Origin of the sequence: Vreelandella zhanjiangensis DSM 21076, from assembly GCF_000377665.1 — a bacterium.
Classification (GTDB): domain Bacteria; phylum Pseudomonadota; class Gammaproteobacteria; order Pseudomonadales; family Halomonadaceae; genus Vreelandella; species Vreelandella zhanjiangensis.
Map to the genome: position 1 here is coordinate 534987 of NZ_KB898647.1, position 25181 is coordinate 560167.

Below are 25181 nucleotides of genomic sequence, written 5' to 3' on the forward strand. Positions count from 1 at the left end.
GCTGCGGTGATAAGGCTCACGAAGTTAGCATGTCACTGCTCCTCCGTTGCGTTGGCAATTTCCTCTTCAAGCCGACGCTTAACGGCACCCGGCGAGCCGGTATGACGGGCCAGTAAATCATAAGCGACGGGAACCACGAACAGCGTAAACAGCGTGGCTGCGCCCACGCCTGCCATAATCACCGTGCCAATCACTAGCCGGGACTCGGAGCCAGGGCCGCTGGAGATGACCAGGGGAATGGCGCCTGCCATGGTGGTAATTGCGGTCATTAAAATAGGCCGAAGACGGGTAACCGATGCCTCAATGAGCGCGATATGAAACGTTTTGCCTTCATCGCGAAGCTGGTTGGCAAACTCCACAATCAAGATACCGTTTTTTGCGGCCAAGCCAATCAGCAGCACCAGACCGACCTGGCTATAGATATTAAGCGACTGCCCGGTTAGCAGTAGCGCCAGTAAGGCACCGCTCATGGCAAGCGGTACCGTCAGCATAATCACAAACGGGTGGATAAGGCTTTCAAACTGCGCCGCCAGAACCAGAAATACCACGACCGCCCCCAGCACCAGCAGGAAGGTGGTTGCCCCACTTGCCTGCTGAAAGTCACGAGAGGGGCCTGCCACGTTGGTTTGTGCTTCCTCGGGTAGCAGAGTGTCGGCGGTCTCCTGTAGGTAAGTCAGCGCTTCACCGAGCGGATAGCCATCGACCAGATTGGCCTCAATGGTAATCGCCCGAACGCGATCAAAACGGTTTAGCGTACTGGCCCCGGCAAAGTCGGAGAGGGTGACCAGGCTTGCCAGCGGGATTAATTCACCAGAGCGTGCCGAGCGCACCTGTATATTGTCCAGGGCGCGGGGGCTATTTTGGCGACCGCGATCACCTTCGACAATCACATCGTACTCTTCGCCGTCATCTACATAGCGAGTCACATTGCGCCCGCCCAGTAGTACCTCTAGCGTGCGGCCTATTTCAGTGACGGTGACGCCTAAGGCGGCGGCACGTTCGTAATTGATCTCGACGCTAAGCTGGGGTTGAGTCTCGTTGTAGTTACTTTCCAGGGCGGTAAGACGTGGATTATCTTCACGCACATAATCCATCATGGTGGTGCGCCAGCGGGCAAGTTCTTCGTAAGTGCCACCGCCAAGAACAAACTGCACGGGCTTTTGGGTGCGCTGCCCAAACCCTTGGCGCATTACCGGGAACGCCTGAACACCGGGTAGCGAACGCAGTAATTCGCGCACGTCATCCATTACCTCCCAAGCGCTACGGCGACTGCCCCAGTCTGTCATGTTAATAATGATGAAACCGCTGTTAAAATTTTCGATATTACCAAAGCCGCGCGGGGCGCGTACCACCACACGCTCAAGCTCACCCGCGTCTATGAAAGGAGTCAGGCGTGTTTCGATTTCATCCATGTAATCCATCATGTAGTCGAAGGTGGCTCCCTCCGGGCCATTCACCAGCACAATGAAGTTGCCGCGATCCTCTTGAGGCGTGTACTCATTGGGCAGCTGGGTGGCAAGCCAGGCGGTGGCAGCCATTAACAAAGCGAAAAGCCCAACCACCAGCCAGCGGTGTGCCAGTAACCACTCAAGTATGTGCTGATAATGTTGCTGAGTGCCGTTAAGTAGCCGCTGTACGCCTCGGCCAATAGCGCTATCGTGCATGCCTGGCTTAAGAATCTTGGATGCCATCATGGGTGTTAGCGTAAGGGCGAGTAGCGTCGAGAAGACAACGGCGGATGCCATGGTAAGTGCAAACTCGGAGAACAGGCGCCCGATATCGCCCTGCAGCATGCTCAATGGCACAAATACTGCGACCAGCACGAGAGTGGTAGCGATAACCGCAAAGGCAATTTGTCGCGTGCCTCTAAAGGCCGCCACCAGCGGCGTTTCGCCGTAATCGTGCATACGGCGATTGATATTTTCCAGTACGACGATGGCGTCATCGACAATCAACCCAATCGCCAGAACCAGAGCGAGCAGGGTAAGCAGGTTGATTGAAAAGTTCATGACGGCAAGCGCGATAAACGCACCGATAACGGCGATTGGCACGGTAACGGCAGGCACTAGCGTGGTGCGTAAATTCCCCAGGAACAGAAAGATAACGATGACCACCAGACCCATGGCGATAAACAGAGTCATCACCACCTGTTCGATCGCACCGGAAACAAACACAGAAGCGTCGTAGTTCAGGGTAAGCGCCATACCCTCAGGTAGCGTATCCTGAAGGCGCTCAAGCTCGCGCTGAACGGCGCTGGAAAGCTCGATGACATTCGCCGTCGACTGCATGATCATACCCAGCCCGACCATCGGGATGCCATTGGCCCGAAATACCGAGCGGTCTTCGACCGAACCGACTTCTACCCGCGCGACGTCCGCCAGACGTACTAAATAGCCGTTATCACTCTGAGTCAGTGCCAGGCTTTTAAAATCATCGGCGGTTGCGAAGCTGCGCGGTAGGCGAACGATGAACTGGCGGTCTTGCGATTCGATCGAGCCTGCCGGAAGCTCCACGTTTTCTGCGCGTAACGCATCCTCAATATCGCCTACGGTCAAGCCCCGGGCAGCAAGCGCGTTACGGTCAAGCCATACACGCATGGCATAGTCTCGGCCACCGCCGACGCGAACACGGGCGACCCCCGGCTGGACAGATAGGCTATCGACCAGAAAACGGTTGGCGTAATCGGTAAGCTCGGTAATCGAATAGTCGGCGCCTGAAAGACTCAGCCATACGACAATTTCCTCGCTGCTGTCCGCCTTGGTGACTTCCGGGGTGTCGGCATCGTCTGGCAGGTTACGCAAGGCGCCTGAGATGCGATCCCGAATATCGTTCGCGGCGGCGTCGATATCCATCTCAATGCCAAATTCGATCTCAACGCGTGATCGGCCGTCCTCGCTTTGCGAGGTAATTAGCTCGATGCCCTCGACGCCCGCAATTCGGTCTTCCAGCACCTGGGTAATCCGCGTTTCGACCACATTGGCGGCGGCTCCGGGGTAGCGAGTATCAATACTGACAATCGGAGGGTCTACAGTAGGGTATTCCTGCAGTGGAAGCCGGTTAAGCGCGAGTAAACCAAAAGCGATAATCAGCGCGGCAATCACCATGGCGAGCACGGGCCGCTGAACGGAAATATCGGATAGGCGCATTAGCGATCAGCCTCCAGCAAGGCGCGAATATCCGTTTCACCATCCATGATGCCTAACAGGCGTACTTCGAGGCCGTCTCTTGCCAGCTGCAGGCCATGTACGACCACTAGATCGCCTGCGTTAATACCTGCGAGAATTTCGACCTGGCCATAGCGCCGCTCGCCAATCACGACCTCGTGTCTTTCAAGGCGTGGGGCATCACCGCTTTGGTCGATCAGCATTACATAGTGCTGGTCACCACTGGGTTCGAGTGCCGCTTCCGGCAATACCACCGCATCTCGTACGCGCTGCTGCACGATTACTTCCATCAGCATTCCCGGGCGCAGGCGCATGCCTGGGTTTTCCAGCAAGGCGCGTACGCTAACGCTTCGCGAGACAGGATCAATGCGCGTCCCGATGCTGGCGATTTCTCCGCTAAATACTTCGTCAGGGTAGGCCGCCGTAGTGGCGCTTAGTGCAAGCCCATTTGAAAGGCGCCCTAGAAAGCTTTCGGGGACGCTAAAGTCGAGCTTCATGACGTCAAGCTTATCGAGCGTTACCAGCTCCATGCCGGGCGTGACCAGCGTGCCCGTGCTGATATTTCGAAAGCCCACTCGGCCGCTGAACGGAGCTTTGATCTGGTAATTGGTAAGGCGGGCATCAAGCGCCTGGATATCAGCCTGTGCTTGGCGAAGCTGCGCTTGAAAGTCCTCTACGTCCGCGCGGGCGGCCAGGTTGCGATCCTGCAGTTGGGTGACGCGACCAAGCGCGTTACGCCGCTCGTCACTGATGGCCTGAGCCGAACGCAGCAGGGCCTGCTCTTCGGCATCTTCAAGGCGCACCAGCAACCGCCCCTTTTCAATCTGTTCGCCATCCTGAAAGTTAATCTCGGCAACAATCTCGGTCACCGTGGCCGATAGCGTAACGCTCTCATCAGCTCGCAGGGTGCCCAATGCTTCTAGCGGGTCAGACCAGGTGGTTACTTCAGCGCGGCTGCCTATGACGGGAGGCGCTGTCTGCCCGGATGTTTGTGCCAGCGTGGACCCAGAAAAAGCCAGAATGAGTGAAAAAAGCAAAAACGGTCGGACATACGCGGACATAAGCTTCTCTGTATTAGGCTCGGAGGCGGTTTATTAACCCAGGAAATGACGATACTTCCTCTCGGGTGTGCGTTTGCTGCCACCCTTTAGGCTCTCCGGTAGCTGTTAAAATACGGTCTTGGTTAGATTTTTTGTATGGTGTAATGAAGCGCGAAGAAAAATTTTCTTACTGGCTTGAGCTGTTAAAATGCGGTTTTTTACACCCTCCCAAGAGCTATTTTCTATGGTTTATGATGTCGTGGTTATCGGCGCCGGTGCGGCTGGCTTAATGTGCGCAGCACAGGCTGGCTATGCAGGCCGACGCGTTCTAGTACTCGACCACGCCAACAAAGCAGGTAAAAAGATACTCATGTCAGGCGGTGGCCGCTGCAACTTTACCAATCTTGGCACAACACCTCAGCACTTTTACTCTGAAAATCCATATTTTTGTATTTCCGCGCTTAAACGCTATCGGCCTGAACACTTTGTAGAGCTGGTTGACCGGCATGGCGTGGAGTACGTTGAGAAAGCACCAGGTCAGCTGTTTTGTGCAACGTCTGCCAAAGAGATCGTGCGTGTCTTATGGACCGAATGTGAGTGGGCTGGCGTTGAAGTAAAGCTTAATACCCAGATCACGAAGGTCGTGAGGCAAGGCGAGGGTATGCGTCTTTCTACCTCAATCGGGGTTATTGATGCCGGGGTAGTGGTAGTGGCAAGCGGTGGTTTATCCATACCGACCATGGGCGCCACCGGTTTCGGCTATGAGCTTGCCCGTCAGTTTGGTCTGGAGGTATTGCCTACTCGGGCAGGGCTGGTGCCATTTACCCTAAGTGATTTCTGGAAGGCGCGTTGTGCCGAGCTTTCTGGGGTTAGTTTACCCGTGGCGGTTAGCTGTGCCGGGCGGCGTTTTGTCGAGCCCATGCTGTTTACTCATCGCGGGCTGTCAGGACCTTCCATGCTGCAAATATCCAGCGTATGGCAGCCAGGTTCGCCCATTGAAATTGATCTGCTGGCAAATGAAAATGCCGCGAATTCACTACGCGATGCACGCCAAATAACCCCAAAACGTCAACTCTCTACCTGGCTGGGCGAGCGTTTTCCCAAACGATTTGCCCAGGCGCTTCTGGAGTGGTACCCCGACTCAAACCAGCTCAAACCATTAGCTCAGTACAGCAATGATGAGTTGGATCAATGGGCCGGTCGGCTTAATCAATGGCAGCTTAAGCCCGCCGGAACAGAAGGGTGGCGTACCGCTGAGGTGACGATGGGAGGGGTTAATACGGATGCAGTATCATCTAAAACGTTTGAGGTGAAAGATTTGCCTCAACTGCGCTTTATAGGTGAAGTACTGGACGTGACGGGGGAGCTTGGCGGGTATAACTTTCAATGGGCATGGGCGAGTGGGGTTGCCTGTGGCCAAGCTTGCTAAGCCGCATGATGCGACCTTGCAAGCTTAGTTAGTGGCAGTTCAGGTAGGAACGGACGAATACCTAGGCAAGCTTAGCTGGCAATTTTGGCCAGCAGTTTCAGCTTGCGAAATAGCATATAGCCCGCCAGCCCTTTTCTGCCAGCCGCCATTATTCCACCGGGACGTCGTACAAACTTATATGCCAGCAGGCCGCCAGCGGCATATAACGGCAGTTTAATACTGCGCCAGCTTTGATCGAGTGGTGATGCCGAGCGCTGCAGATATTCGCTACATACTAAAATATCTACACGCTGCTGCTCTAGCTGGGCAAGCAACGCCGCTTTACGTTCAGCACGACTTATACGCTCAGGGCGGTTAGGCAGCTTAACGCTCTTGTCGATTTGCGTCATCTCCATTCACCTCAAGCAGAGCACGATCGGCCGCTAACTGTTTAAGCGTTTCTTTTAGTAGCGTATGTCGCTTGGCCTGACGAACACCAATGGCTGCCAGCAAAAAGCTAGCCGCTAACAATGCACCTGCGCTTCCGCCAATCGCCAATAGCCTGTAGGAGTCCCAAAAGATCACTACAATAAGGGCTGTTAATGTAGCAACGCCCAACAGCAGTAGTAGTAAGCTGGCACCCAATAAAAGAAACAGCGTAAAAAGGCGGGCGCGTTCTTCTTCAAGCTCTAAAACCGCCAAACGCAGGCGAGTTTCACTATTAGCAACCAGTGATTTCAGCAAGCGTTTGGCGGCGGAGAATACGCGTTGGGTTGGACCCAAAGACATTAGCGGCGACCGAGCAGCATACCTACCAATACACCGACAGCAGTGCCGATGCCGATGCTTGACCACGGGTTTTCGCGCACATAGCGGTCACAGCAATCAACTTGTTGTGAAATCGTTTCGCGGGTTTCGTCATAAATGCGCTCGCCTTGAGCTTCCAGTCGTGCGCGAGCAGTTTTAAGACGGCTTTCAGCACGAGTGCGCAGGTCATGCATCTCACTGCTGGCATCTTTAGATGTGGCTTTAACTAGCTCTTCTACTGTGTCGCTTAAATGACGCAGATCTTCTTTCCATTGATCAGCGCTGTTATCAGTACCAAATTGACGCTTAGCCATTTTGTCTTCCTTTGACGAATGAATTATTTAACCTATATCAGCATAGCAGCCGATACGTGATAGACAAGCTTGTTTTGTTAACGGTTCAATCCAGTAGCACTAAATAGCGGATTTAAGCTAAAACCGATGCTCAAACGGTGAACACGGTTGTCATAGTCGATCATGCTTTCACCGTAGCCATAGTAATACTGCACGTGGGCGCGCAAACTATTGAACGTGGGCCAGCTGTAGTCGATCTGAGTACCATGATGCCCAGCGCTGGGGTTACCGCGCCATTGACCACTGATTTCATGGTTATTGTCGAGCCGCTTGGCAAGCCGAATGTCGCCGTAACCCATATAGCGTTCGATGTCAGGGTTATCGTCGTCATTTTCTGATTCTGGCACGCGCCAATGGGGAGCTAATGTCAAAGCCCAATCGCCGCGCTGAAAAATGCTTTCCAGATACACGCGGTTCCAGCTTCGTGACAGTGGATCTGAGCGACCGTTGGACTGATGATTAAAGGACACTCGGTTGCGCGTATTGACCCACCCTAAAGCACTCCAGGCGTTATCGAAGTCGATAAATATTTCGGGCTCGTAGTTGGTTTCCCTAAACGGTGATGATGCATCGGTGTTATAGGCCTGCCACCAGCTGCGTTGGGTATAGCCGAAGTAGACATCACCAACACTGCCGAAAACATCTTCCGCTAAATTTACCTTAACGCTGAGCTGAAACTTAACTTCGTTGCTATCGGGGCCCGCATCTGTAGTGATATTGCGAAAATTCTCACTGTTTTGCTTGGCATTGTAGCTAACCGGGAATAAGTAGTTAGTACGGTGCGTGGTGATCGAAAATGGATTTCGAGTGGACTCTTGTTCCAGTAGGCGGCGCTCAATAAGATCGTCGCGCGCCTGTTCCACCGGCAGCGTTTCATCCGCCATATCGCTTGATATATCGCCAGATGCGTTAATTTGCTGCAACTGCTGGCTAAGCTGATAGCGCTCATTATCAAGCGCACGGATACGTGCTTCAATTTCTTCTTTCGATTCTGCTAATGCGGAATTACCGAGCATTTCAGCGCTTAGCAATACCGTTAGACCGACCAACATCAGTTTTCGGATGACCATCTAGGTGGCTCGCAAATAGGGGAGAAACAATTATCAAGGTTGTTTCTATACATGCAGAGGGTGTAAGTCAACTTCTCTTCATTGCGCTTATCCTTAGAACGCCTGACAATGGCGAATGTTTCCGTATTGACGGGTTTTGATAATGTCTGTGAGGGCATGATTGACGTGGTGAGATTTGCTGGCAGTCGGCTAGTTAGAAGCTTGTTTTTGCTGTGGGTATTGATGGCTTGCGTTCATGTTCACGCGGCAGATAACTCCCCACTTGATCGGGTGCCCCCTCAAAAAGAGCTGGCTGAAAGGCTCGCCGAATTAGATGCGGCTGAAGGCGAACTTACGCCTCAACAAGGGCGTGATAAAGTTGCACTCACGGCTGCCTTGCAGGCCTATGAGCGATTAAGCGCGGTTGAGGAGCGGTTGTCGGCATTGAGTCAGCGTGTCGAGCAGGCGCCAGAACAGCGGCAGCTCTTGGAGCGCCAACTCAGTGACATTAACGATGATAGTCAGCAATTAACCGTTACCGATCTAACCGACACACCGCTTGATACGCTCGAAGCGCAGCAGACGGATGCCGTCGTAGACCTGCAGCAGCTGCAGAGCCAGCTGGCGGAAGTGAATTCGCAGCTTCTCTCTGCTCAAACCCTACCCGAGCGAGCTCAGCAGTCAATTTCAGAAGCGCTTCAGCGTATTGAAACCTTACGCCGTCAGCACGATGAACGGGAAGCGCTCCTGGCTGACCGGCAGCTCTCTGCCTTGAACGATGCTCAGCTGATCCAGCTCCGCCTGGAGCGCGCCCTGGCGGAGCGCGAGGTAACTTATAATCAGCGCGAACTCAGCGCCAATAGTCGCCTACGTGAGCTGGCGCAGCAGCGGCGTGACCTGCTTTCAATGCAGATCGACCGTCAGGAGCAGCGCTTAAATCTACTACAGGGGGCGATTGATCGGCAGCGCCGCCTGCAGTCGGAACAGGCGATCGCCGATGCCGCCAGGGACGATCCTTTAATTGCCGAAGGGCATCCCGTTGTCTTGCGTGCCCAGCAAATTAACCAAGAGCTTAGCCTGGAGCTGCTGCGTGCGACCGATCGCTCCAACAGCATTGTGCGTGAGAATATCGAGGCGCAGCGTCAGCTGGATCATGTGCGCCAGCTGCAGCGCAGTCTCAACGAGCAAATTGATGCTATTCGAGGCAGTCAGTTACTCTCACGGATTCTGCGTGAGCAGCGCCAATCATTGCCATCGATTGTGCCGCGCCGTGACCTTCAGGACGAAATTGCCGACCTGCGGTTAAAGCAGTTTGACTTGATTCGCCAGCGCGACCAGCTGCGCCAGGGCGAGCGGCTGGCGACCCAGCGCTTGGAAGAGGCTGGCCTTGAGGTTACCCCCGGCTTGGTCAGCTCGCTTTCACGGCTTTACCAGTCGCGCCGTGAGCTGGTTGAGCAGTTGGAGCAGTCCTATGGCAGCCTGCTAAGCGCTGCCATTGAGCTTCAGCTTAATCAGCAGCAGCTATTAGCCACCACGCGAGAACTACGTACGACCATCGATGAGCAGTTATTCTGGGTGGCTAACAGTCGGCCGCTGGATCTCAACTGGGTGCGCCAGTTGCCCAGCAATGCGCGCCTGGAATGGCGGGAAGGCGAGTGGCGAGCCATTTTACCTAGTCACTGGCAGGGCGTTTCCTGGGAGGTACTCAGCGGTGCCCCTCTGATACTGATAAGCCTGCTGTTAGTGGGTTTGCGGCGGCGTATCAAAACAGGGCTTGCCGCCATTCATTCACAGATTGGTCGTTTGAAAAGCGATACCCAGCTGCATACCCCAAAAGCGGTACTCTTAAACGCGCTGCTGGCGATCCCCGGGCCATTAGCACTGGCGGGCGTAGGGATAGGGCTTAGCGCAACGCAAGGCGCATTGTCCCATAGCGTTTCGCCGGCGTTGCTGCAGTTGGCCTTAAGCTGGGCGGTGGTGGCGTGGGGGCGTAGGTTATTAGTGGCTGACGGCGTGGCCGAGCGCCATTTTACCTGGTCGGCCCATTACAATGCTCGGCTTCGCGAGTTGCTCCGTGGGCTAGGCTTGGCGTTAGTGCCGGTGGTGGCCATTGCGGCCATGTCAGAACAGATGGAAACCCCTTTGGCAATGCGGCCTGTCGCCATGGCGCTGATTACGGTAGGGCTGATGGCCATGAGCTGGTGGCTGGCCCAGCTGATTTTGTCGCATATACCATTTTTTGGTGTGCGCCTGTTTCGGTTGATGTTAGGGCTTGCCATGGCCTCCATACCGTTAGTGTTATTGGGGCTGGTGGTGTGGGGATATGAATATACGGCGCTACGCCTGGTGGGCCGCTTTGCCATTACGCTGTATCTGCTGGGGCTATGGATTGTGGTCGAGGCTACGGTGGTGCGCAGCTTGGCCGTTGCCGCCAGGCGGCTTGCCTATCGGCGTGCTCTGGCTCGACGCCGGGCACAGGTGCAGGAGGGGGCTGAAGGCGGGCTTGAAGTAGTAGAGGAGCCGCCGCTGGATATGGAGAAAATCAATAGCCAGTCGCTGCGTCTTTCCAAACTGATTTTATTGATTGGTTTCAGCGCGCTTTTATACCTGGTGTGGGCGGATCTTCTATCCGTGCTGGGTTACCTGGATCACGTCTCGCTATGGGATGCCGAAGAGGGCGACCTGGTAGGCGATACGCTGTCGATTTCTGATGTGTTTACGGCACTCCTGATTGTGGCCATTACTATTATCATGGCGGGCAATCTGCCGGGGCTTTTAGAAGTCATGGTGCTATCTCGGCTGGCCTTAAAGCAGGGTAGCGCCTACGCCATAAGCTCGCTGCTTTCCTATGCGATTGTAGGTACGGGTATTGTGATGGCGCTGGCGACGCTAGGTGTATCGTGGGATAAACTGCAGTGGCTGGTGGCGGCGCTCAGCGTGGGCTTGGGCTTTGGCTTACAGGAAATTTTTGCCAACTTCATTTCAGGTTTGATTATTCTTTTCGAGCGCCCGATTCGAATTGGCGACACGATTACGCTTGGCAACCTACACGGTACCGTAAGCCGTATTCGGATACGCGCCACCACCGTCACGGACTTCGATCGTAAAGAGATCATTATCCCCAATAAAACGTTTGTCACCGATCAGCTTATCAACTGGTCGCTTTCCGATAACATCACTCGGGTGGTGTTGACCTACGGCGTTGCTCACGGCTCTGATTTAGACAAAGTGCATCGACTTTTGCGCCAGGCGGCTGACGAGAACGAGCGGGTGCTGGCTGACCCGGAACCCCAGGTTTTCTGCTTAAGCTATGGCAACCACAGCCTCAATTTTGAGCTGCGTATCTTTGTTAATGACCTGGTGGATCGTTTGTTTGCGGCGGATGAAGTGAACTGCCGGGTGGATCAGCTGTTCCGGGAGGCAGAGGTTCGAGTCGCTTTCGAGCAGATGGATGTCTGGCTGCACCGTGACAAGGGGGAGGCCGCCAAGGTGCAGTCGATAAAGCGGCTGCCGCCCGCCACGCTTAGCTAGCCTTGTTTAATAGCGTGAAGAAGAAATTCCCGATTGCCGTCCCCACCGGTGATTGGGCTTTCCTGCCAATGCTGTACGGCTAATCCGCAGGCGCTGCACGCCGTACGAATTTTCTCCTCAACAACCTTGTAGTCAGCCGCTCGGCGCACCACTCCGCGCTTATCAAGCGCTCCTGGGGTTAATTCAAACTGCGGCTTGACTAGGGAAATAAGCTCACCGTCAGATGGCAGCAGCGCGGCGATTTCAGGTAGGATCAGCGTCTGTGAAATAAACGAAACGTCCATCACCGCGATATCCACCGGGAGTGTCGCGACAGCTTCTTGGAGCGCTGGGGATGTGCTCATATGCCTGGCATTGAGGCCTTCCAAGCACGTCACCCGCGGGTCTGAGCGAAGTGAATCGACAAGCTGCCCGTGGCCCACTTCAACCCCCATCACGTGACGTGCACCATAGTGCAGCGCGCAGTCGGTAAAGCCCCCTGTTGACTGGCCAACGTCCAGCACGACTAGTCCATCAAGGCGTTTATTTAAAACGTCCAGTACGCTTTCAAGTTTTAAACCCGCGCGCGAGGCGTAGCGCTCTTCCGGGTCGTCATCAACCTGTAAACGCGTTTCTACAGGCCATTTTTCTGAAGGTTTGGTCAGCACACGCGGGTGTGCCTCTAGCAGACGAACGCGGCCGTGGCGAATAAGCCGTTGAGCACGGGTGCGCGAACTGGCAAGCCCCTGGCTGACCAGCAGTTGATCAAGTCGTAACATAGAAGACATGGGTTAATTAAGCGCGGTTATGGCTGATTAATTGACGAGTGGGCACCTTCATTGGCCTGTAGCTCGGTGTCTGGCAAACGAGCGCCCCCCCAGCTGCGATATAGATACTGTTTGACGCCTTCAAGCTCTTCATCGGCTACTGTCGCCAGCTCACCGTGCTCCAGTGGATCAAAGTGATAGATATACAGCCGCGACGTAAACTGGTCAAAGGGCAGAGACGCCTCGCCAAAGCGCTCGCCGTTACCGGCAGTACTCACAACGACGCCATCTCCCCAATCCTGACCGCTGTCATTATTGGGGTTATAGAAATACAGGCGCATTATATCCGATGGATCAAGCGATGCGCGCAGTATTGTAATCGCATGCCAGCCAATAAAACGGGCGGCGCTATCGGTAATCGCAATACCCGCTGGCTGAGGATGGATAAGCGGCTGATTACCGTTGTAGAAGGGATGATAGCAGGCATAGAAACGGCGTATGAAAGAATCAACATTCGTCAGTTGCCCTGTGGCAACGTCAACATTGATGCAAAACCCGCGGCCTGACCACCAGCCATGAAACTCAGGGTTCACCCAGCGGTGGGGGTCACCTTCACGGCCAATACAGCGCCTGCCCATTTCCGCATAAATGCGGTCAAGCTGGGGCACCACAATCAGCGAAACGGGATCGAGGTCTATGGGAAGCTCTGTCGCTACCCCCGACTGACTCTCTTTAGAGGAGATCGGCTGCCCTTCAAAATGCACGATGATTTCATCATCGCGTGCCGCCCAGGCGACCATTTGCAGCAAGTAATCCGGGTCGTTATACGCCCACATGGAAAGCGCCCTGGCCGACTGGCAGGTAGGGTTGTTGCCCTGACCCACGCCCAGAGGGAGGCCCAGCATGCATAAAACCCCTTCCAGAAGGCGTGCCCGCGGTGTGGTTAGTTCACCATAGGCGAGCATAAGGCGTGCCTGTGTCCAGTCGGAAAGCGGCAGATTCAACTGGCGCCACATCGCGGGTGCCACCGGTGGCTGGTAAAGAATGCCCCGTTCAAGCAGCAGCGCCAAGCCATATACCGCTTGCGCGGTGGCCGGATAAATGGCGCTGCGGATCAGTGCATGAACCAGTTCGCGATAACACAGCAGGCAGTCGCGCCCGGTCGAGGAGAGGCCCATCGCCTCGGTGAGTAGATAGTCGCTCTCTTCAAGCAGATGGCGCATCAGCACGGCGTGGTAGGGGGAAACCAGCCCGGTATCGTGCATGGCGCGGGCAAACCCCGTGGCTTCAGCCTGTAAAGCCGAGGTGTCCATGCGTTCAAGGCGCTCGCGATAGATGTCCACGCCTGGATCTTCACGGCAGGCCTGGGTAGGGCCGAAGAGTGAGCTCACTAAGCGATCAGCGCCTTGTCCGCTGGCGCCCAGGTCAATATCCGGGTTTGCCTGACACAGCGCAATCTGGGTAATCATCTGCTTGATTGAATCTACCTGAATTGGCCGCTGCTTCAAGATGCGCCAGATTTCATCGATCAACTGGTCAATCACATGCTCATAGCCAATGCGCTCGGCAAGATGGCTAAATAACTGGCGGGTAATCGTCGAGAGCCGCCCCTGGGTTTCCCGCTCGGCTTCACTGGGTGCACCAAACAGCAGCCAGAGGTTGATCGCCATGACCTGTGTCAGATAGTGGCGCGCCTGCTCTTGGGAGAGTAGCGGATGCAGATAGTCGCCTTTGGCCACGGCCAGCAGGCGTAATTCGCTTAACGCCTCAATGACCACCACATTGGCGTCGGCGCTTTTCAGCGAGAACGTCGTGAGCGTAGGCACCAGATATTGAGGCGTTTCCCAGTCTGAGCCCGCAAAAACGCCTGAGGCTTCAATGACTGCCGCACGCGTTTCAAGCGCCGCACAGCCGCCGGGCTGTAATAACACCCGGCGAGCGGTGTCCAGCACGCGAGGAAGTTTCGCGGGCTTGGAAAAAGCGAGCGCATTGGCCAACAGCGCCACAGCGTCGTCCAGTTTTTGCAATAGTTCGTCAAGCTTGTCGGCGTTTGAAAGCGACTCGTTATGAGGCGTCACAATGACTCCTTGTCCCGGTAATAGCTGGGATTATACATAGAAGTCGAGATCTTCCTGACGCTTAAGGAGATCGCGCATGGTATGTGCGTCATCGCCCTTGAAGTAAATCAGCCCCCAGTGGGTACCAAAAGCGGTGCGCTTGGTAACCGTCTCCTCAACTGGCGAGGTCAGCTCATGCGACTCAAAGTAGGCGTGGTCTTCGGTATCTTCAGGAATCTCCAGGCGGCTGACAACGCGACGCCTTGGGTAAACCCCGAAACAGCCGGCAAAGCCGTTGGCATCAACCACTTCCTTGGGAAAGAACGCTGCGATTTCGTCCGGCGTACTTTTTGGGTCAAACACAAGCATCGAGGCTTGGTAGGCGTTAAAGCCGTAAACGCGCTCCAGCAGCTCAAATACTTTAAAGCCAGGCGGGCGGTAGGCGACTTCGCCAAAGTACATTTCGCCGTCGCTTGTAACGAAGTATTCGGGATGAATCAAACCAAATTCAATATCGAATGCCTTGATCAGCTTTTCGATCTGAGTAGTGATTTGGTCACGGTATTTTTCAAGCTCGGGGGAGGCGGGCACAAACACGGAATAGCCTAGCGTTACGTACTCGGAAATATTCAAAAAGGCGATTTTGCCATTATGAATCCACGCCTCAACCGCGAACTCCCATCCATCCAAGTGCGACTCCATCAATACCGGAAACTCCTCTTCAGGAATGGCATCGATCTCATCGGGGGTGCGAATCACTCGGTGTCCCAGGCAACCTGCTTTATCGAACGCTTTAAGGTGGATCGGATCGTTTGGGTCGCCATCAAGCTTGAGCAGCGTCTGGTTGACGCGCTTCAAAAAGCGCACAACATCTTCTTTATCATGCGCCTCTTCAAAAATCCCCACGCGGATGCCACCCAGCTGGGCGCGTCGCTTCATCAGGGCTTTATCACGCAGCAGCAGTGACTGACCATAAAGGCGTGGATTATCAAGAAGAACAGAGTTGATGGCGCCGGCCCATTCAACCGTTTCTTCAAACAGTGGAATGGCAACGTCTACGCCTTTCTCTTTAAGCGTTTCGGCAATCTCTAAGGAACGGTCATTGAGGCGTTCGAAATTCCAGGCCACATGAGGGATTTCATGCTGCTGGCAATACTCCTCAGCCCAATCAGGAGCAACTACGATATAGCGTCGATCAAATTTTTCTGCCGCTTCGATGGCGTTTAGACTCCAGCCAAGCAGCGCGATGTAACCTTTATTTGGATCCTTCTGCATAATCGTTACTCCTGTAAGGGGTATGTCTTTCTGCTTCCTTCTCTTCACCCTACACGATGCTTGCCCTATCGGCTAATTAGTACTTAGTAAAGTGGACGGTTAGCGCTTATTAACGCTTTAAGACACGTCAGCTAAGGCTCTATGGGTTGGGTTATGGTACGCTAGGCCGGAAAATTTTACGTTCAAATGGCAAGAGGGATAGGCCAAGATGGCGGCCAAGCCGATTTATAGGGTGGTGGTTCACCAACAGGGTGAAATTTGGGATTTATACGTTCGGGAGATCTTTCAAAGCGAACTCTGGGGCTTTATTGAAGTCGAGGAGTTTGTCTTTGACGATGCGTCACGGGTAGTCGTTGATCCTGCAACTGAAAAGTTGCAGCGAACCTTCGAGGGCGTCAAGCGTAGTTATCTGCCTCTAAATGCGATTGTGCGCATTGATGAGGTGGAACGCGAAGGGCCTTTGAAGGCAGTAAAAAGCGATGCCCGCGTTGCTGAGTTCCCACGTCCCTTCCCCCTACCGCCGCGTAGCGAAGGGTAAGCGCCCAAGACAAGCGCGACGCTGTTAGCGCTGGTGGCTTCGTCCGCCATGCAGCGTTTTTTTAATCAGGACATGACGTCATGCAAGCAGATAAATTTCGTTTCTCATGTGTTGCAGCCGCTGCCAGCGTGCTGCTAACTGTGGCCAGTACACAGGCGATTGCACAAACCGATAATCAAGCCTGGGTAAGCGATGCGTTAAGCACTTATGTACGCAGCGGCCCCACCGACGGGTATCGTATTATCGGTACGCTCAATGCGGGTGAGCAGGTAGAAGTGCTGGAAGAAAGCGGTAACTACACGCGTGTACGAGGCGGCAGTGGTGATACGGTATGGGTGCTGACCAACGAGTTGCAGGAAACCCCTAGCGCCCGTGAGCAGCTACCGATTCTGCAAGACCGTGTCGATGAACTTACGGCTGAGCTTGCGGGGATCAACGATACCTGGGAGCAGCGTACTTCCTCCATGACCGAAACGCTGGAAATACGAGAACAGCGGATCAGCGATCTTGAAGCGCGCAACAATGAGCTGGATAGCGAAACCGAGCAGTCGCGCCAGCAGGTGCGTGCTTTGCAAGCGCGTCTGGACACTCAGGAAGAAGACCTGCTGATGCGCTACTTCATGTATGGCGGTGGCGTGGCAGGTGCTGGCCTGCTCGTGGGGCTTATCGTGCCGCACTTGCCGCGTCGGCGTAAAAAGCGTGATCGCTGGTTCTAAGCCTGTAGCCGGTTTAAAGCCTGTAAAGACACAAGGTGATCTCAATGAGTACTTCCTGGCGACAGCGTTGGCAAGAAGGCCGAATTGGTTTTCACTTGGATCAGCCGCACCCGGCGCTGGTTCACTACTGGCCCACGCTTGAGGTCGAGTCCGGCACGAAAGTGCTGGTTCCCTTATGCGGCAAAAGCCTGGATATGCGCTGGTTGGCGGAAGCTGGGCACCCCGTATTAGGAATTGAGCTGGCGCCGGAGGCGATTGAGCAGTTTCTGGCCCAGCGCTCGATTGGCGTATCACGCTACGCTCATGCGGGGTTTGAAATCTCGCGCCAGGGGAGTGTGGAGCTTTGGTGCGGAGATTTTTTTCATCTCCACATACAGCAGGCAGCGGAGGTAGGTGCGTTTTATGATCGCGCCTCGCTCATCGCATTGCCGCCGGCAACGCGAGAACGCTATGCGTTTCACCTGGCTCAATTAGTTCCACCTGGTGCCAAAGGCTTGCTGGTCAGCATAACCCATCAGGATGATGAAGCAGGTCCGCCGTATAGCGTGCCCGGCGACGAAATAGCCCAGCTGTTTACGCCGAATTTTCGCGTAACGCTGTTAGAGGAGGGTAGCCCCGATGAGCGGGGCCGTACTGAATCGGTATGGTCGCTTAAGCGGCGCGGGCCACAGCTGTAGTGTGCCCCACGCCCGCGTTAGCGGTCCTAACGGGCCAGCAGGCGGCCAAGTTCGGGGTCGTTGAATGCCCGGTTCAGACCGTCGCTCAAAAGGTCATTGAGCATACGGGTATTGGTATCTTCACCCGGCTTGACTGCATAGCCTTGAGTGCGGCGTGAGGTATAGGTGCCGGTGTACGTCGTGCCTTTATTTTTGGCAATCGCGCGGAAAACACCTTCAAGACGGGCCTCGTCCACTAACGGCTGGCCGCTGTCACCACGTCCGTACTGCAGGCTGGCAAGCTCAAGCGTCAGCGTAGGACGGCCCTGGGCCTGTTCCGTGGTGGGGTTAAAGCCCATTTCGCGAACTGCACGCTCGGCTTCCGCCTGCAGCTGGGGAATCAGCTCGTGGCTATTAACCGTGATTTGCGCAGTTGACATATTGCCACCCGCCCGCGTACCGATCACTTCACTTTCCCGGCCATCGACGGCAACAACCGTTACCTGCTGGCCTGATCCGGTTTGCGGTACGTTGCCACTGCGCTCTGGGCTAAGCTGAAGATATTGAGGGCTTGCACAGCCCGCTAACCAAACGCCTGCCAAAAGCACACCTGAAAGACGTAAAAACTGGCGCCGAAGCATATTTTTCTCCGCTATTACGGTTTGTTTCAAGAAAGTGTCTTTGAGAACGTGTCTTAAAAAAACTGCCTTTGAATTTCTTTATGCAAACTATGCCGTTGTTACGCCTTAAATACCAGCAAGATACCGTCCGCGCTCATGAATTTATGCTAATGCTGGAATGACGTTTTAGGCTACCCGTGTCTGTTCTGCGGCCAGTGCTTCATCCTTAAACCGGTGCCACTGGCGAGGGTAGGCATAGAGATGCTGTCCGCGGCGCATTTCAAGGCGCTCAAAATCAGCATGGCGCACGGTGGCAAGCCAAGGCTTGGCTAACCAGTTGGCCTCCAATTCGACGCGCACTTCTGCACCCACTGGTGAAATGGCGGTGACCACTACCGGTAAATGGCAGGTGTCGCTTGGCTGCTCAGCCAGACGCACTTCATGTGGACGCAGCAGCAGCTCTTCGGCGCCATTCGGCAGGTCAACGTGTAGATAGGCATCGCCACAGGTTAAAACGCCGTTATTAACGTTGCCTTCCAAGTGGTTTACATCGCCTAGAAACTCAAACACAAAGCGGTTTTTGGGCGAATGATAAAGCGTATCCGGGGCGTCAATTTGCTCAATGCGCCCGTTACTCATCACCACGACTCGATCAGAAAGCTCCAAGGCCTCCTCCTGGTCGTGGGTCACAAATACGCTGGTAAAGTTGAGTTCGCTATGCAAGCGGCGAAGCCAGCGGCGTAGGTCCTGGCGGACTTTAGCGTCAAGCGCGCCAAACGGTTCATCAAGCAGCAATACGTCCGGTTTTACCGCTAGCGCACGGGCCAGCGAAACCCGCTGCTGCTGGCCGCCTGAAAGCTGCGCGGGGTAGCGCTTGGCCAAGTGCTCAAGCTGGACCATTTCAAGCAGACGAAAGACGCGAGCGCGAATCTCACCGCTTGAAGGGCGCTCTTTTTTGGGCATCACCGTCAGGCCAAACGCGACGTTGTCATACACGCTCATATGACGGAAAAGTGCGTAGTGCTGAAACACGAAGCCAATTCGCCGGTCACGCACGTGCACGTTGCTGACATCGCGGTCGCCGAACAGGATCTTGCCCGGTTCGGGCGAGCGGTCGGCGTTTTCAAGCCCCGCGATAATGCGTAGCAGGGTGGTTTTGCCTGAGCCTGACGGGCCCAATAAGCCTACCAGTTCGCCTTCATGGATATCCAGATTAACGGGCTCAAGGGCCAGCGTTTTGCCAAAGTGTTTTGCAATATTCTGTAAGCGAATGCTCATAAGAGCGCCTCCCGACGCGATGCGCGCCATTCCAAACTTGCCTTGGCCGCCAGGGTAAGTAGAGCGATCAGGGCCAGCAGCGCGGCACAGGCAAAGGCGCCCACCGCGTTGTAATCCTGGTAAAGCTGTTCAAGGTGAAGGGGTAGCGTATTGGTTTGACCACGGATCGCGCCTGACACCACCGATACTGCGCCAAACTCACCCACCGCCCGGGCGTTGGTTAAAATGATCCCGTAAAGCAGCGCCCAGCGGATGTTGGGTAGCGTGACTCGCCAAAAGGTTATCCAGCCTTTTGCGCCAAGCGTAGCCGCGGCCTCTTCCTCGCGCGAGCCTTGTGCCTGCATCAGGGGAATAAGCTCGCGGGCAACAAACGGGCAGGTCACGAACACGGTGACCATCAAAATACCCGGCCAGGCAAACATCAGCTGAATATCATGACCATCCAGCCAGCTGCCTATCCAGCCATTGCGCCCATAAAGCAGCAGATAAATAAGCCCTGCCACCACCGGTGAAACTGCAAACGGGATATCGATCAGGGTTTGCAGAATACGCCTGCCCGGAAAGCTGAAGCGGGTGACCAGCCACGCCAGGGCAACGCCAAATACCAAACAGATAGGAATGGTAAGCAGGGCAACCCCGAGCGTTAAACCAATCGCATGCAGGGTGAAATAGTTGCTGACGTTAGACCAGAAAACCGCCATGCCCTGTGAAAACGCCTGGGCGAAGATAGCCACCAGTGGCAAAAGCAGAAATAGCGCCGACAGTACTAACGCCGCGCCAATCAGCAGGCGTTTGACGGCCGGTGCATCACCGATTCGACGCATTAGCCTTTACCTCCGTGCAGGCGGCGGACAAAACGACCCTGCCAGACATTAATGGCAAGCAGTAGAGCAAGCGAAACGAACAGCACCACGGAAGCAATGGCAGACGCGCCCGCGTAGTCGTACTCCTGCAGCTTGACGAAAATCATCAAGGCGGTAATTTCAGTTTCGTAGGGCATATTGCCCGCGATAAAAATAATCGCGCCAAACTCGCCAAGCGAGCGCACAAAGGCAAGCCCCGTGCCGGTAACCAGGGCTGGCCACAAATGCGGCATGATGACCCGGCGAAAGGCGACCCCGTCGGTGGCACCTAACGACATGGCAGCTTCATCGACTTCAGCAGGTAAATCCTCTAACACCGGCTGAACGGTGCGCACCACAAACGGAATGCTGGTGAACGCCATGGCAAGCGCGATACCTACCCAGGTGTAGGCGACCTGAAAGCCCAACGGCTCAAGCAGACGTCCCATCCAGCCGCTACCCGCGTACAGAGTGGCGAGCGTAATACCTGCAACCGCCGTGGGTAGGGCAAAGGGCAGGTCCATCAGCGCATCAAGCAGGCGTTTGCCCGGAAACTCATAGCGAACCAGTACCCACGCCAGCAGTAGACCGAATACGGCATTGATCAAGGCGGCGACTGCTGCGGCACCGATGGTGACCGTATAGCTTGCGACAATCCGACCTTCGGTAATGATCGCCCAGTATTGAGCAAGGCTCAGATTGGAGAGTTGGCCAAACAGCCCGGTAATAGGCAATAAAAGTACCAGCGAGATAAATAGCACGCTGATACCCATTGAAAGACCAAAACCCGGCAACACACGAGTGTTGCCGGTTAGACGTAATGCTAGGCTCATAATGTCTTGTTAACGACGCTGCAATTGATCAAGAAGTGCACCACTTTCAAAGTGATTGGTCATCGCTTCATCCCAGCTGCCAAATACGTCTTCAACGTTGAACAGTTCGGTTTCCGGAAACTCGTCAGCAAATTCTTCAACCACGGTTTCATCGTGAACGCGGTAATTGAATCCTGCCAGCAGGCGCTGAGTGTCTTCCTGGTATAAAAACTCAAGGTAGCTCTGCGCAAGGTCGCTGTTGCCATTGCGCTCGGCATTCTCGCCAACCACGGCAACCGGGAATTCGGCAAGAATACTGATGGGCGGTACGATCACTTCGTAATCATCACTACCGTATTCATTACGGATATTGTTAACTTCTGACTCAAAGCTGATCAGAACATCGCCGATACCACGTTCGATAAAGCTCGTGGTAGCGCCGCGGCCGCCCGTATCGAAGACCGAAACATTGGCCAGGAAGGTACGCATGAAGTCCTGAATCTGCTCGTCATCACCATCGAACGCCTGGTCAGCAAACCCCCAGGCAGCAAGATACGTATAGCGACCGTTGCCTGACGTTTTAGGATTCGGGAAAACAATGCTGACGTCTTCCTTGGCCAGATCGTCCCAGCTTTCGATGCCCTTGGGGTTATCTTTGCGTACTAAAAAGGCGGTAGTCGAGTAGTAGGGAGATGCATTATTTTCGAACGCCTGTTGCCAGTCTTCTGCCACCAGGCCCGCGTCCGCCAGCACCTGCACATCGGTTACCTGATTGAACGTGACCACGTCCGCCCGAAGCCCCTGCATGATGGCGCGTGCCTGTGCAGAAGAGCCGCCATGAGACTGGTTAATGCTGATTTCTTCACCGTGTTCTTCCTGCCACCATGCCTGAAACTCAGGGTTGATAGCGCTGAACAGCTCGCGGGCAATATCATAGGAAGAGTTAAGCAGCTCACGTTCTTGCGCCATGGCGGGGCTGGCAATGCTGGCGCCCAATGCAATGGCAAGCAGGCTGCGGCGAAACAGTACAGGTAACGTCATGACAAGCTCCTAAAAGCAATTCAGATAGCAATGGGCATACGATAATCCTGAGGTTATGGAATTACAATAAAGTTTTATATTCTTTTTGGGAATAATGCCACGACTAACTGTCACACAAGATATGTTTCAAATCGCTAGTCTTGGCGATTAACAAATGAGCGCGACAAAACAGCGCCTGTTTTTTTGATCTGCTCTGTTAAAATGCGCGCTTTGCAAAGGGCACCGCCAGGTTTGTTCCTGAACAGACCGGTTACCCTTTTTCAATGGTTAATCAGGAGTGTGCCATGAGCGTTAAGCATGATTATTTAATTGCCCCCTCAATTCTATCGGCCAACTTTGCCCGCCTGGGAGAAGAGGTGGATAACGTGCTGGCTGCCGGGGCTGACGTTGTTCATTTTGACGTTATGGACAACCACTACGTGCCTAACCTGACGATCGGGCCGATGGTATGCAAGGCACTGCGTAACCATGGCGTGACCGCGCCCATTGATGTGCATCTAATGGTCAAGCCGGTGGATCGCATGATCAGTGATTTTATCGAGGCTGGGGCCAGCTACATTACCTTTCACCCTGAGGCTTCTGAGCATATTGACCGCTCGCTTCAGTTGATTCGCGATGGAGGCTGCAAAGCGGGGCTGGTGTTTAACCCGGCGACCTCGCTCTCCTATCTTGATTACGTGATGGATAAGATCGATATCGTGCTGCTCATGAGCGTTAACCCAGGGTTTGGCGGGCAGTCGTTTATTCCCGCCACGCTCGATAAGCTGCGTGAGGCGCGGGCGCGTATTGATGCGTCCGGTAAGGACATTCGCCTGGAAATCGATGGTGGTGTTAAAGCGGACAATATTGCTGAGATCGCTGCGGCAGGGGCGGATATGTTTGTCGCCGGGTCCGCCATTTTTAATGCCCATGAAGCCAGCGACCCGCACGGCTATGATTCGGTGATCAATAAAATGCGTGCCGCGCTGGCCCAGAAATAACGCCTCTTCAGTTCTAAAGTCATTAGTCTTTAGCTAGGGCTTAAAGCCTCAGTGAAGCTTCATGCGTGGCTTGAGATAGCGGTTAAGCTTATCGACTAGCCACGTAAGCCCCGTTTTAGGGATGCCATGAATCGACATCTGATGCATACGGTAAAGCGACGCGTAGCATTGGCGAGCAAGCCAGCCTTCCAGGAACAGCCCGCGTGACGCCGAGCTACGCATCAGATTGCCTACCGCGTCATAGCGTGCAAGCGATACAAGCGAGCCGTGATCACGGTAGTTGAAGTCTTTAAGCGGTTTACCTTCCAGCGCATGCACCAGGTTTTTAGCCAGCAGTTTGGCCTGTTGGTGTGCGGCCTGCGCACGTGGCGGCACGGAGCTGTCTTCGCCCAGCGGGCAGCATGCGCAGTCGCCTAATGCGAAAATATGTGGGTCATCGACGCTTTGCAGTGTTTTAGCGACGTTGATCTGATTTTTCTTATTGGTGGAAAGCCCCAGTTTGGTTAAAAACTCAGGGGCTTTGATGCCCGCGGCCCATACGTTCAGGTCGGTTTCTATGATCTCCCCGTCGTCGGTAACCAACTGATTACTTTTGGCTTCCTTGATCGCGGTGTTGATATGCACCTTGACGCCCAGGCTTTCCAGCTCTTTTTGCACGGTTTGGCTAACCCGCTCAGAAAGCCCTGGCAGCAGCCGGGGAGCGGCTTCAAGAAGGTGGACGCTGATTTGTTGGTGATCAAGTGCCGTTACGCCATAGGTATTTAACAGGCGCGAGGCATCAAAAAGCTCGGCAGACAGCTCAACGCCCGTGGCGCCGCCGCCCACAATGCCAATCGTTAACTCAGTGTGCTGACGCAACGATGGGTCGGTGTAGCGCAAAAAAGTGTTAATCATTTCACGCTGGAATAATTTGGCCTGCTGCGGCGAATCGATAAAGTGACAGTGCTCGGCGACGCCCTCTGTTCCAAAATCGTTGGAAACGCTGCCCAGGGCCAAAACCAGATAGTCATAGTGCAATTCACGCTCGGGAAGCACCTCGTAACCATCTTCATCATAAATAGGCGATAGGTGTAGAACCTTCTGCTCGCGATCAAGCCCATGTAGAGAGCCGCGCTGGTAGCGGTAAAAGTGAGCCGAGGAGTGCCCGCGATAATCCACTTCATCCATGCTGGAGTTAAGAACACCCGTTGCCAGCTCATGAAGTAGCGGTTTCCACACGTGGGTCGCATTGCGGTCTAAGAGGACTATTTCGGCGCGTTTGCGTTTGCCTAAAGTGTGCCCTAAACGAGTGGCAAGCGCTAAACCGCCAGCGCCGCCACCCACAATAACGATTCGAGGTATGGCCATTAATATCTCCTTGGCTAAACGAAGATCCATGGGTGTTTCAATCACGTCGTGCTGAAACACAAAGACTTTGGCCTCAGCATAGAAGCTTCCAGCCCTTATGACTAATGCATTAGCGTTTTTGGAACAGTAAGATACTAGGCAAACACGTCATACGATGACGCTAACAATGTGATCGCCGTTATGGCAAAAACGTTCTTATCAGTCGCGTTCTGGGGAGTAGGGCCGTGCACGCTATATTACATGGGAAACGGTTAGTGGCATTTGATCTGGATGGAACGCTGATCGACTCCGTACCGGATCTTGCGGTCGCGGTGCAACAGGCGCTGGGTAAGCTTAATTTGCCGTTACCAACCGAGGAACGGGTGCGCGATTGGGTCGGCAATGGCGCGCCGGTGCTGGTTGAACGCGCCCTTACCTGGGCTCTGGGGCATCCGCCTGAGGAGGATCTTCAAGCACGCGCTCTTGATGCGTTTATGGAGTATTACGCCGCTGCGCCTAATGCATTAACGACGCTATATCCAGGTGTAAAACAAGCGCTGGAAGCGCTTCATCATGCAGGCTTTACGTTTGCGCTGATTACCAATAAACCTGAGCAGTTCATTAAGCCGATTCTTGAGCACTTTGGTTTGCGCGAATGGTTTTCGCTGTGGGTCGGAGGAGATACGCTGGCCGAGAAAAAGCCTTCACCGTTACCGCTTTTACATATCGCTGACGCGTGTAATGTGGCACCCGGTGAATGCCTAATGGTGGGTGATTCACGCCACGATATCGAAGCGGGCAAGGCCGCAGGTTTTGCAACGCTTGCCTTGCCGTATGGTTATAACCATGGTGACCCGATCGAGCGTAGTCAGCCGGATGTTGTGCTTTCATCGCTACTCGCGCTGTTGGAACCTGAAACTGAGCAGGCCTATGCCCAGTAGC

At 54.5% G+C, this 25181-nt stretch carries 22 protein-coding genes; 7 read left to right on the plus strand and 15 right to left on the minus strand.

Annotated features, from left to right (window positions below; genetic code table 11):
* Nucleotides 1–32 precede the first annotated feature (32 nt).
* Both D467_RS0106695 and D467_RS0106700 read right to left on the minus strand, forming a co-directional pair.
* Entirely contained in the window at nt 33–3146 is a 3114-nt protein-coding gene (locus tag D467_RS0106695) for an efflux RND transporter permease subunit (RefSeq protein WP_018916734.1), read from the minus strand.
* The gene (locus D467_RS0106700) at nt 3146–4225 is read right to left on the minus strand and encodes an efflux RND transporter periplasmic adaptor subunit (RefSeq protein ID WP_018916735.1); all 1080 of its coding nucleotides are present in this window, start codon (nt 4223–4225) and stop codon (nt 3146–3148) included. Before D467_RS0106700 ends, D467_RS0106695 begins: the two co-directional genes overlap by 1 nt.
* A 223-nt stretch (nt 4226–4448) precedes the next feature.
* Here D467_RS0106700 and D467_RS0106705 point away from each other — a divergent pair, with 223 nt between their 5' ends.
* A complete protein-coding gene (locus D467_RS0106705; protein ID WP_018916736.1) occupies nt 4449–5633 on the plus strand; it encodes a BaiN/RdsA family NAD(P)/FAD-dependent oxidoreductase in 1185 nt (394 codons plus the stop codon).
* A gap of 71 nt (nt 5634–5704) precedes the next feature.
* Here the strand turns inward: D467_RS0106705 and D467_RS0106710 are convergent, their stop codons facing one another.
* The 4 genes from D467_RS0106710 to D467_RS0106725 all read right to left on the minus strand — a co-directional run bounded on the left by D467_RS0106710 (nt 5705) and on the right by D467_RS0106725 (nt 7842).
* Nucleotides 5705–6022, minus strand: coding sequence for a YqjK family protein (locus D467_RS0106710; RefSeq protein ID WP_018916737.1), 318 nt, complete (start codon nt 6020–6022; stop codon nt 5705–5707).
* Nucleotides 5997–6401, minus strand: coding sequence for a phage holin family protein (locus D467_RS0106715; protein ID WP_018916738.1), 405 nt, complete (start codon nt 6399–6401; stop codon nt 5997–5999). The genes D467_RS0106710 and D467_RS0106715 overlap by 26 nt, the downstream gene beginning before the upstream one ends.
* Nucleotides 6401–6733 (minus strand): ElaB/YgaM/YqjD family protein, encoded by a 333-nt coding sequence (locus tag D467_RS0106720; protein WP_018916739.1) that lies wholly within the window; start codon nt 6731–6733, stop codon nt 6401–6403. Before D467_RS0106720 ends, D467_RS0106715 begins: the two co-directional genes overlap by 1 nt.
* A gap of 77 nt (nt 6734–6810) precedes the next feature.
* Complete coding sequence (locus D467_RS0106725; protein WP_018916740.1) at nt 6811–7842, minus strand: phospholipase A; 1032 nt, start codon at nt 7840–7842, stop codon at nt 6811–6813.
* Between the two features lie 108 nt (nt 7843–7950).
* Between D467_RS0106725 and mscK the strand changes: the two genes are divergently transcribed.
* Nucleotides 7951–11352, plus strand: a complete 3402-nt coding sequence (gene mscK / locus D467_RS0106730; RefSeq protein WP_018916741.1) for a mechanosensitive channel MscK — start codon at nt 7951–7953, stop codon at nt 11350–11352.
* On the opposite strand, the gene D467_RS0106735 is transcribed toward mscK, so the two are convergent.
* Genes D467_RS0106735 through D467_RS0106745 form a run of 3 tightly spaced genes read right to left on the minus strand, consistent with a single transcriptional unit; the run spans nt 11349 to nt 15430 of the window.
* A complete protein-coding gene (locus D467_RS0106735) occupies nt 11349–12110 on the minus strand; it encodes a TlyA family RNA methyltransferase (protein ID WP_018916742.1) in 762 nt (253 codons plus the stop codon). The two genes, mscK and D467_RS0106735, sit on opposite strands and share 4 nt — an antisense overlap.
* A gap of 26 nt (nt 12111–12136) precedes the next feature.
* Complete coding sequence (locus D467_RS0106740; protein WP_018916743.1) at nt 12137–14176, minus strand: hypothetical protein; 2040 nt, start codon at nt 14174–14176, stop codon at nt 12137–12139.
* A 30-nt stretch (nt 14177–14206) separates the two neighbouring features.
* Entirely contained in the window at nt 14207–15430 is a 1224-nt protein-coding gene (locus D467_RS0106745) for an ATP-grasp domain-containing protein (RefSeq protein ID WP_018916744.1), read from the minus strand.
* 208 nt (nt 15431–15638) lie between these two features.
* On the opposite strand from D467_RS0106745, the gene D467_RS0106750 reads away from it, so the two are divergent.
* The 3 genes from D467_RS0106750 (at nt 15639) to D467_RS0106760 (ending at nt 17361) form a co-directional block, all read left to right on the plus strand.
* Complete coding sequence (locus D467_RS0106750; RefSeq protein ID WP_018916745.1) at nt 15639–15968, plus strand: DUF1820 family protein; 330 nt, start codon at nt 15639–15641, stop codon at nt 15966–15968.
* A gap of 80 nt (nt 15969–16048) precedes the next feature.
* Nucleotides 16049–16684 carry a TIGR04211 family SH3 domain-containing protein gene (locus D467_RS0106755; RefSeq protein WP_018916746.1) on the plus strand — a complete coding sequence of 212 codons (636 nt, stop codon included), beginning with the start codon at nt 16049–16051 and terminating at the stop codon, nt 16682–16684.
* A 44-nt stretch (nt 16685–16728) separates the two neighbouring features.
* Complete coding sequence (locus D467_RS0106760; protein ID WP_018916747.1) at nt 16729–17361, plus strand: thiopurine S-methyltransferase; 633 nt, start codon at nt 16729–16731, stop codon at nt 17359–17361.
* A gap of 26 nt (nt 17362–17387) precedes the next feature.
* Here the strand turns inward: D467_RS0106760 and D467_RS0106765 are convergent, their stop codons facing one another.
* The 5 genes from D467_RS0106765 to cysP all read right to left on the minus strand — a co-directional run bounded on the left by D467_RS0106765 (nt 17388) and on the right by cysP (nt 21933).
* On the minus strand, nt 17388–17981 hold the full coding sequence (locus D467_RS0106765; protein ID WP_018916748.1) for a YajG family lipoprotein: 594 nt from the start codon (nt 17979–17981) through the stop codon (nt 17388–17390).
* A gap of 165 nt (nt 17982–18146) precedes the next feature.
* The gene (locus D467_RS0106770; RefSeq protein ID WP_018916749.1) at nt 18147–19238 is read right to left on the minus strand and encodes a sulfate/molybdate ABC transporter ATP-binding protein; all 1092 of its coding nucleotides are present in this window, start codon (nt 19236–19238) and stop codon (nt 18147–18149) included.
* A complete protein-coding gene (gene cysW / locus D467_RS0106775) occupies nt 19235–20062 on the minus strand; it encodes a sulfate ABC transporter permease subunit CysW (protein ID WP_018916750.1) in 828 nt (275 codons plus the stop codon). The genes D467_RS0106770 and cysW overlap by 4 nt, the downstream gene beginning before the upstream one ends.
* A complete protein-coding gene (gene cysT / locus D467_RS0106780) occupies nt 20062–20913 on the minus strand; it encodes a sulfate ABC transporter permease subunit CysT (protein WP_018916751.1) in 852 nt (283 codons plus the stop codon). The genes cysW and cysT overlap by 1 nt, the downstream gene beginning before the upstream one ends.
* Before the next feature lie 9 nt (nt 20914–20922).
* On the minus strand, nt 20923–21933 hold the full coding sequence (gene cysP / locus D467_RS0106785) for a thiosulfate ABC transporter substrate-binding protein CysP (protein WP_018916752.1): 1011 nt from the start codon (nt 21931–21933) through the stop codon (nt 20923–20925).
* Between the two features lie 284 nt (nt 21934–22217).
* On the opposite strand from cysP, the gene rpe reads away from it, so the two are divergent.
* On the plus strand, nt 22218–22913 hold the full coding sequence (gene rpe / locus D467_RS0106790) for a ribulose-phosphate 3-epimerase (protein WP_018916753.1): 696 nt from the start codon (nt 22218–22220) through the stop codon (nt 22911–22913).
* Nucleotides 22914–22961: 48 nt separating this feature from the next.
* On the opposite strand, the gene D467_RS0106795 is transcribed toward rpe, so the two are convergent.
* Nucleotides 22962–24260 (minus strand): NAD(P)/FAD-dependent oxidoreductase, encoded by a 1299-nt coding sequence (locus tag D467_RS0106795; protein ID WP_018916754.1) that lies wholly within the window; start codon nt 24258–24260, stop codon nt 22962–22964.
* A 224-nt stretch (nt 24261–24484) separates the two neighbouring features.
* On the opposite strand from D467_RS0106795, the gene D467_RS0106800 reads away from it, so the two are divergent.
* Nucleotides 24485–25180 carry a phosphoglycolate phosphatase gene (locus tag D467_RS0106800; protein WP_026285643.1) on the plus strand — a complete coding sequence of 232 codons (696 nt, stop codon included), beginning with the start codon at nt 24485–24487 and terminating at the stop codon, nt 25178–25180.
* The last annotated feature ends 1 nt before the right edge of the window (nt 25181 follow it).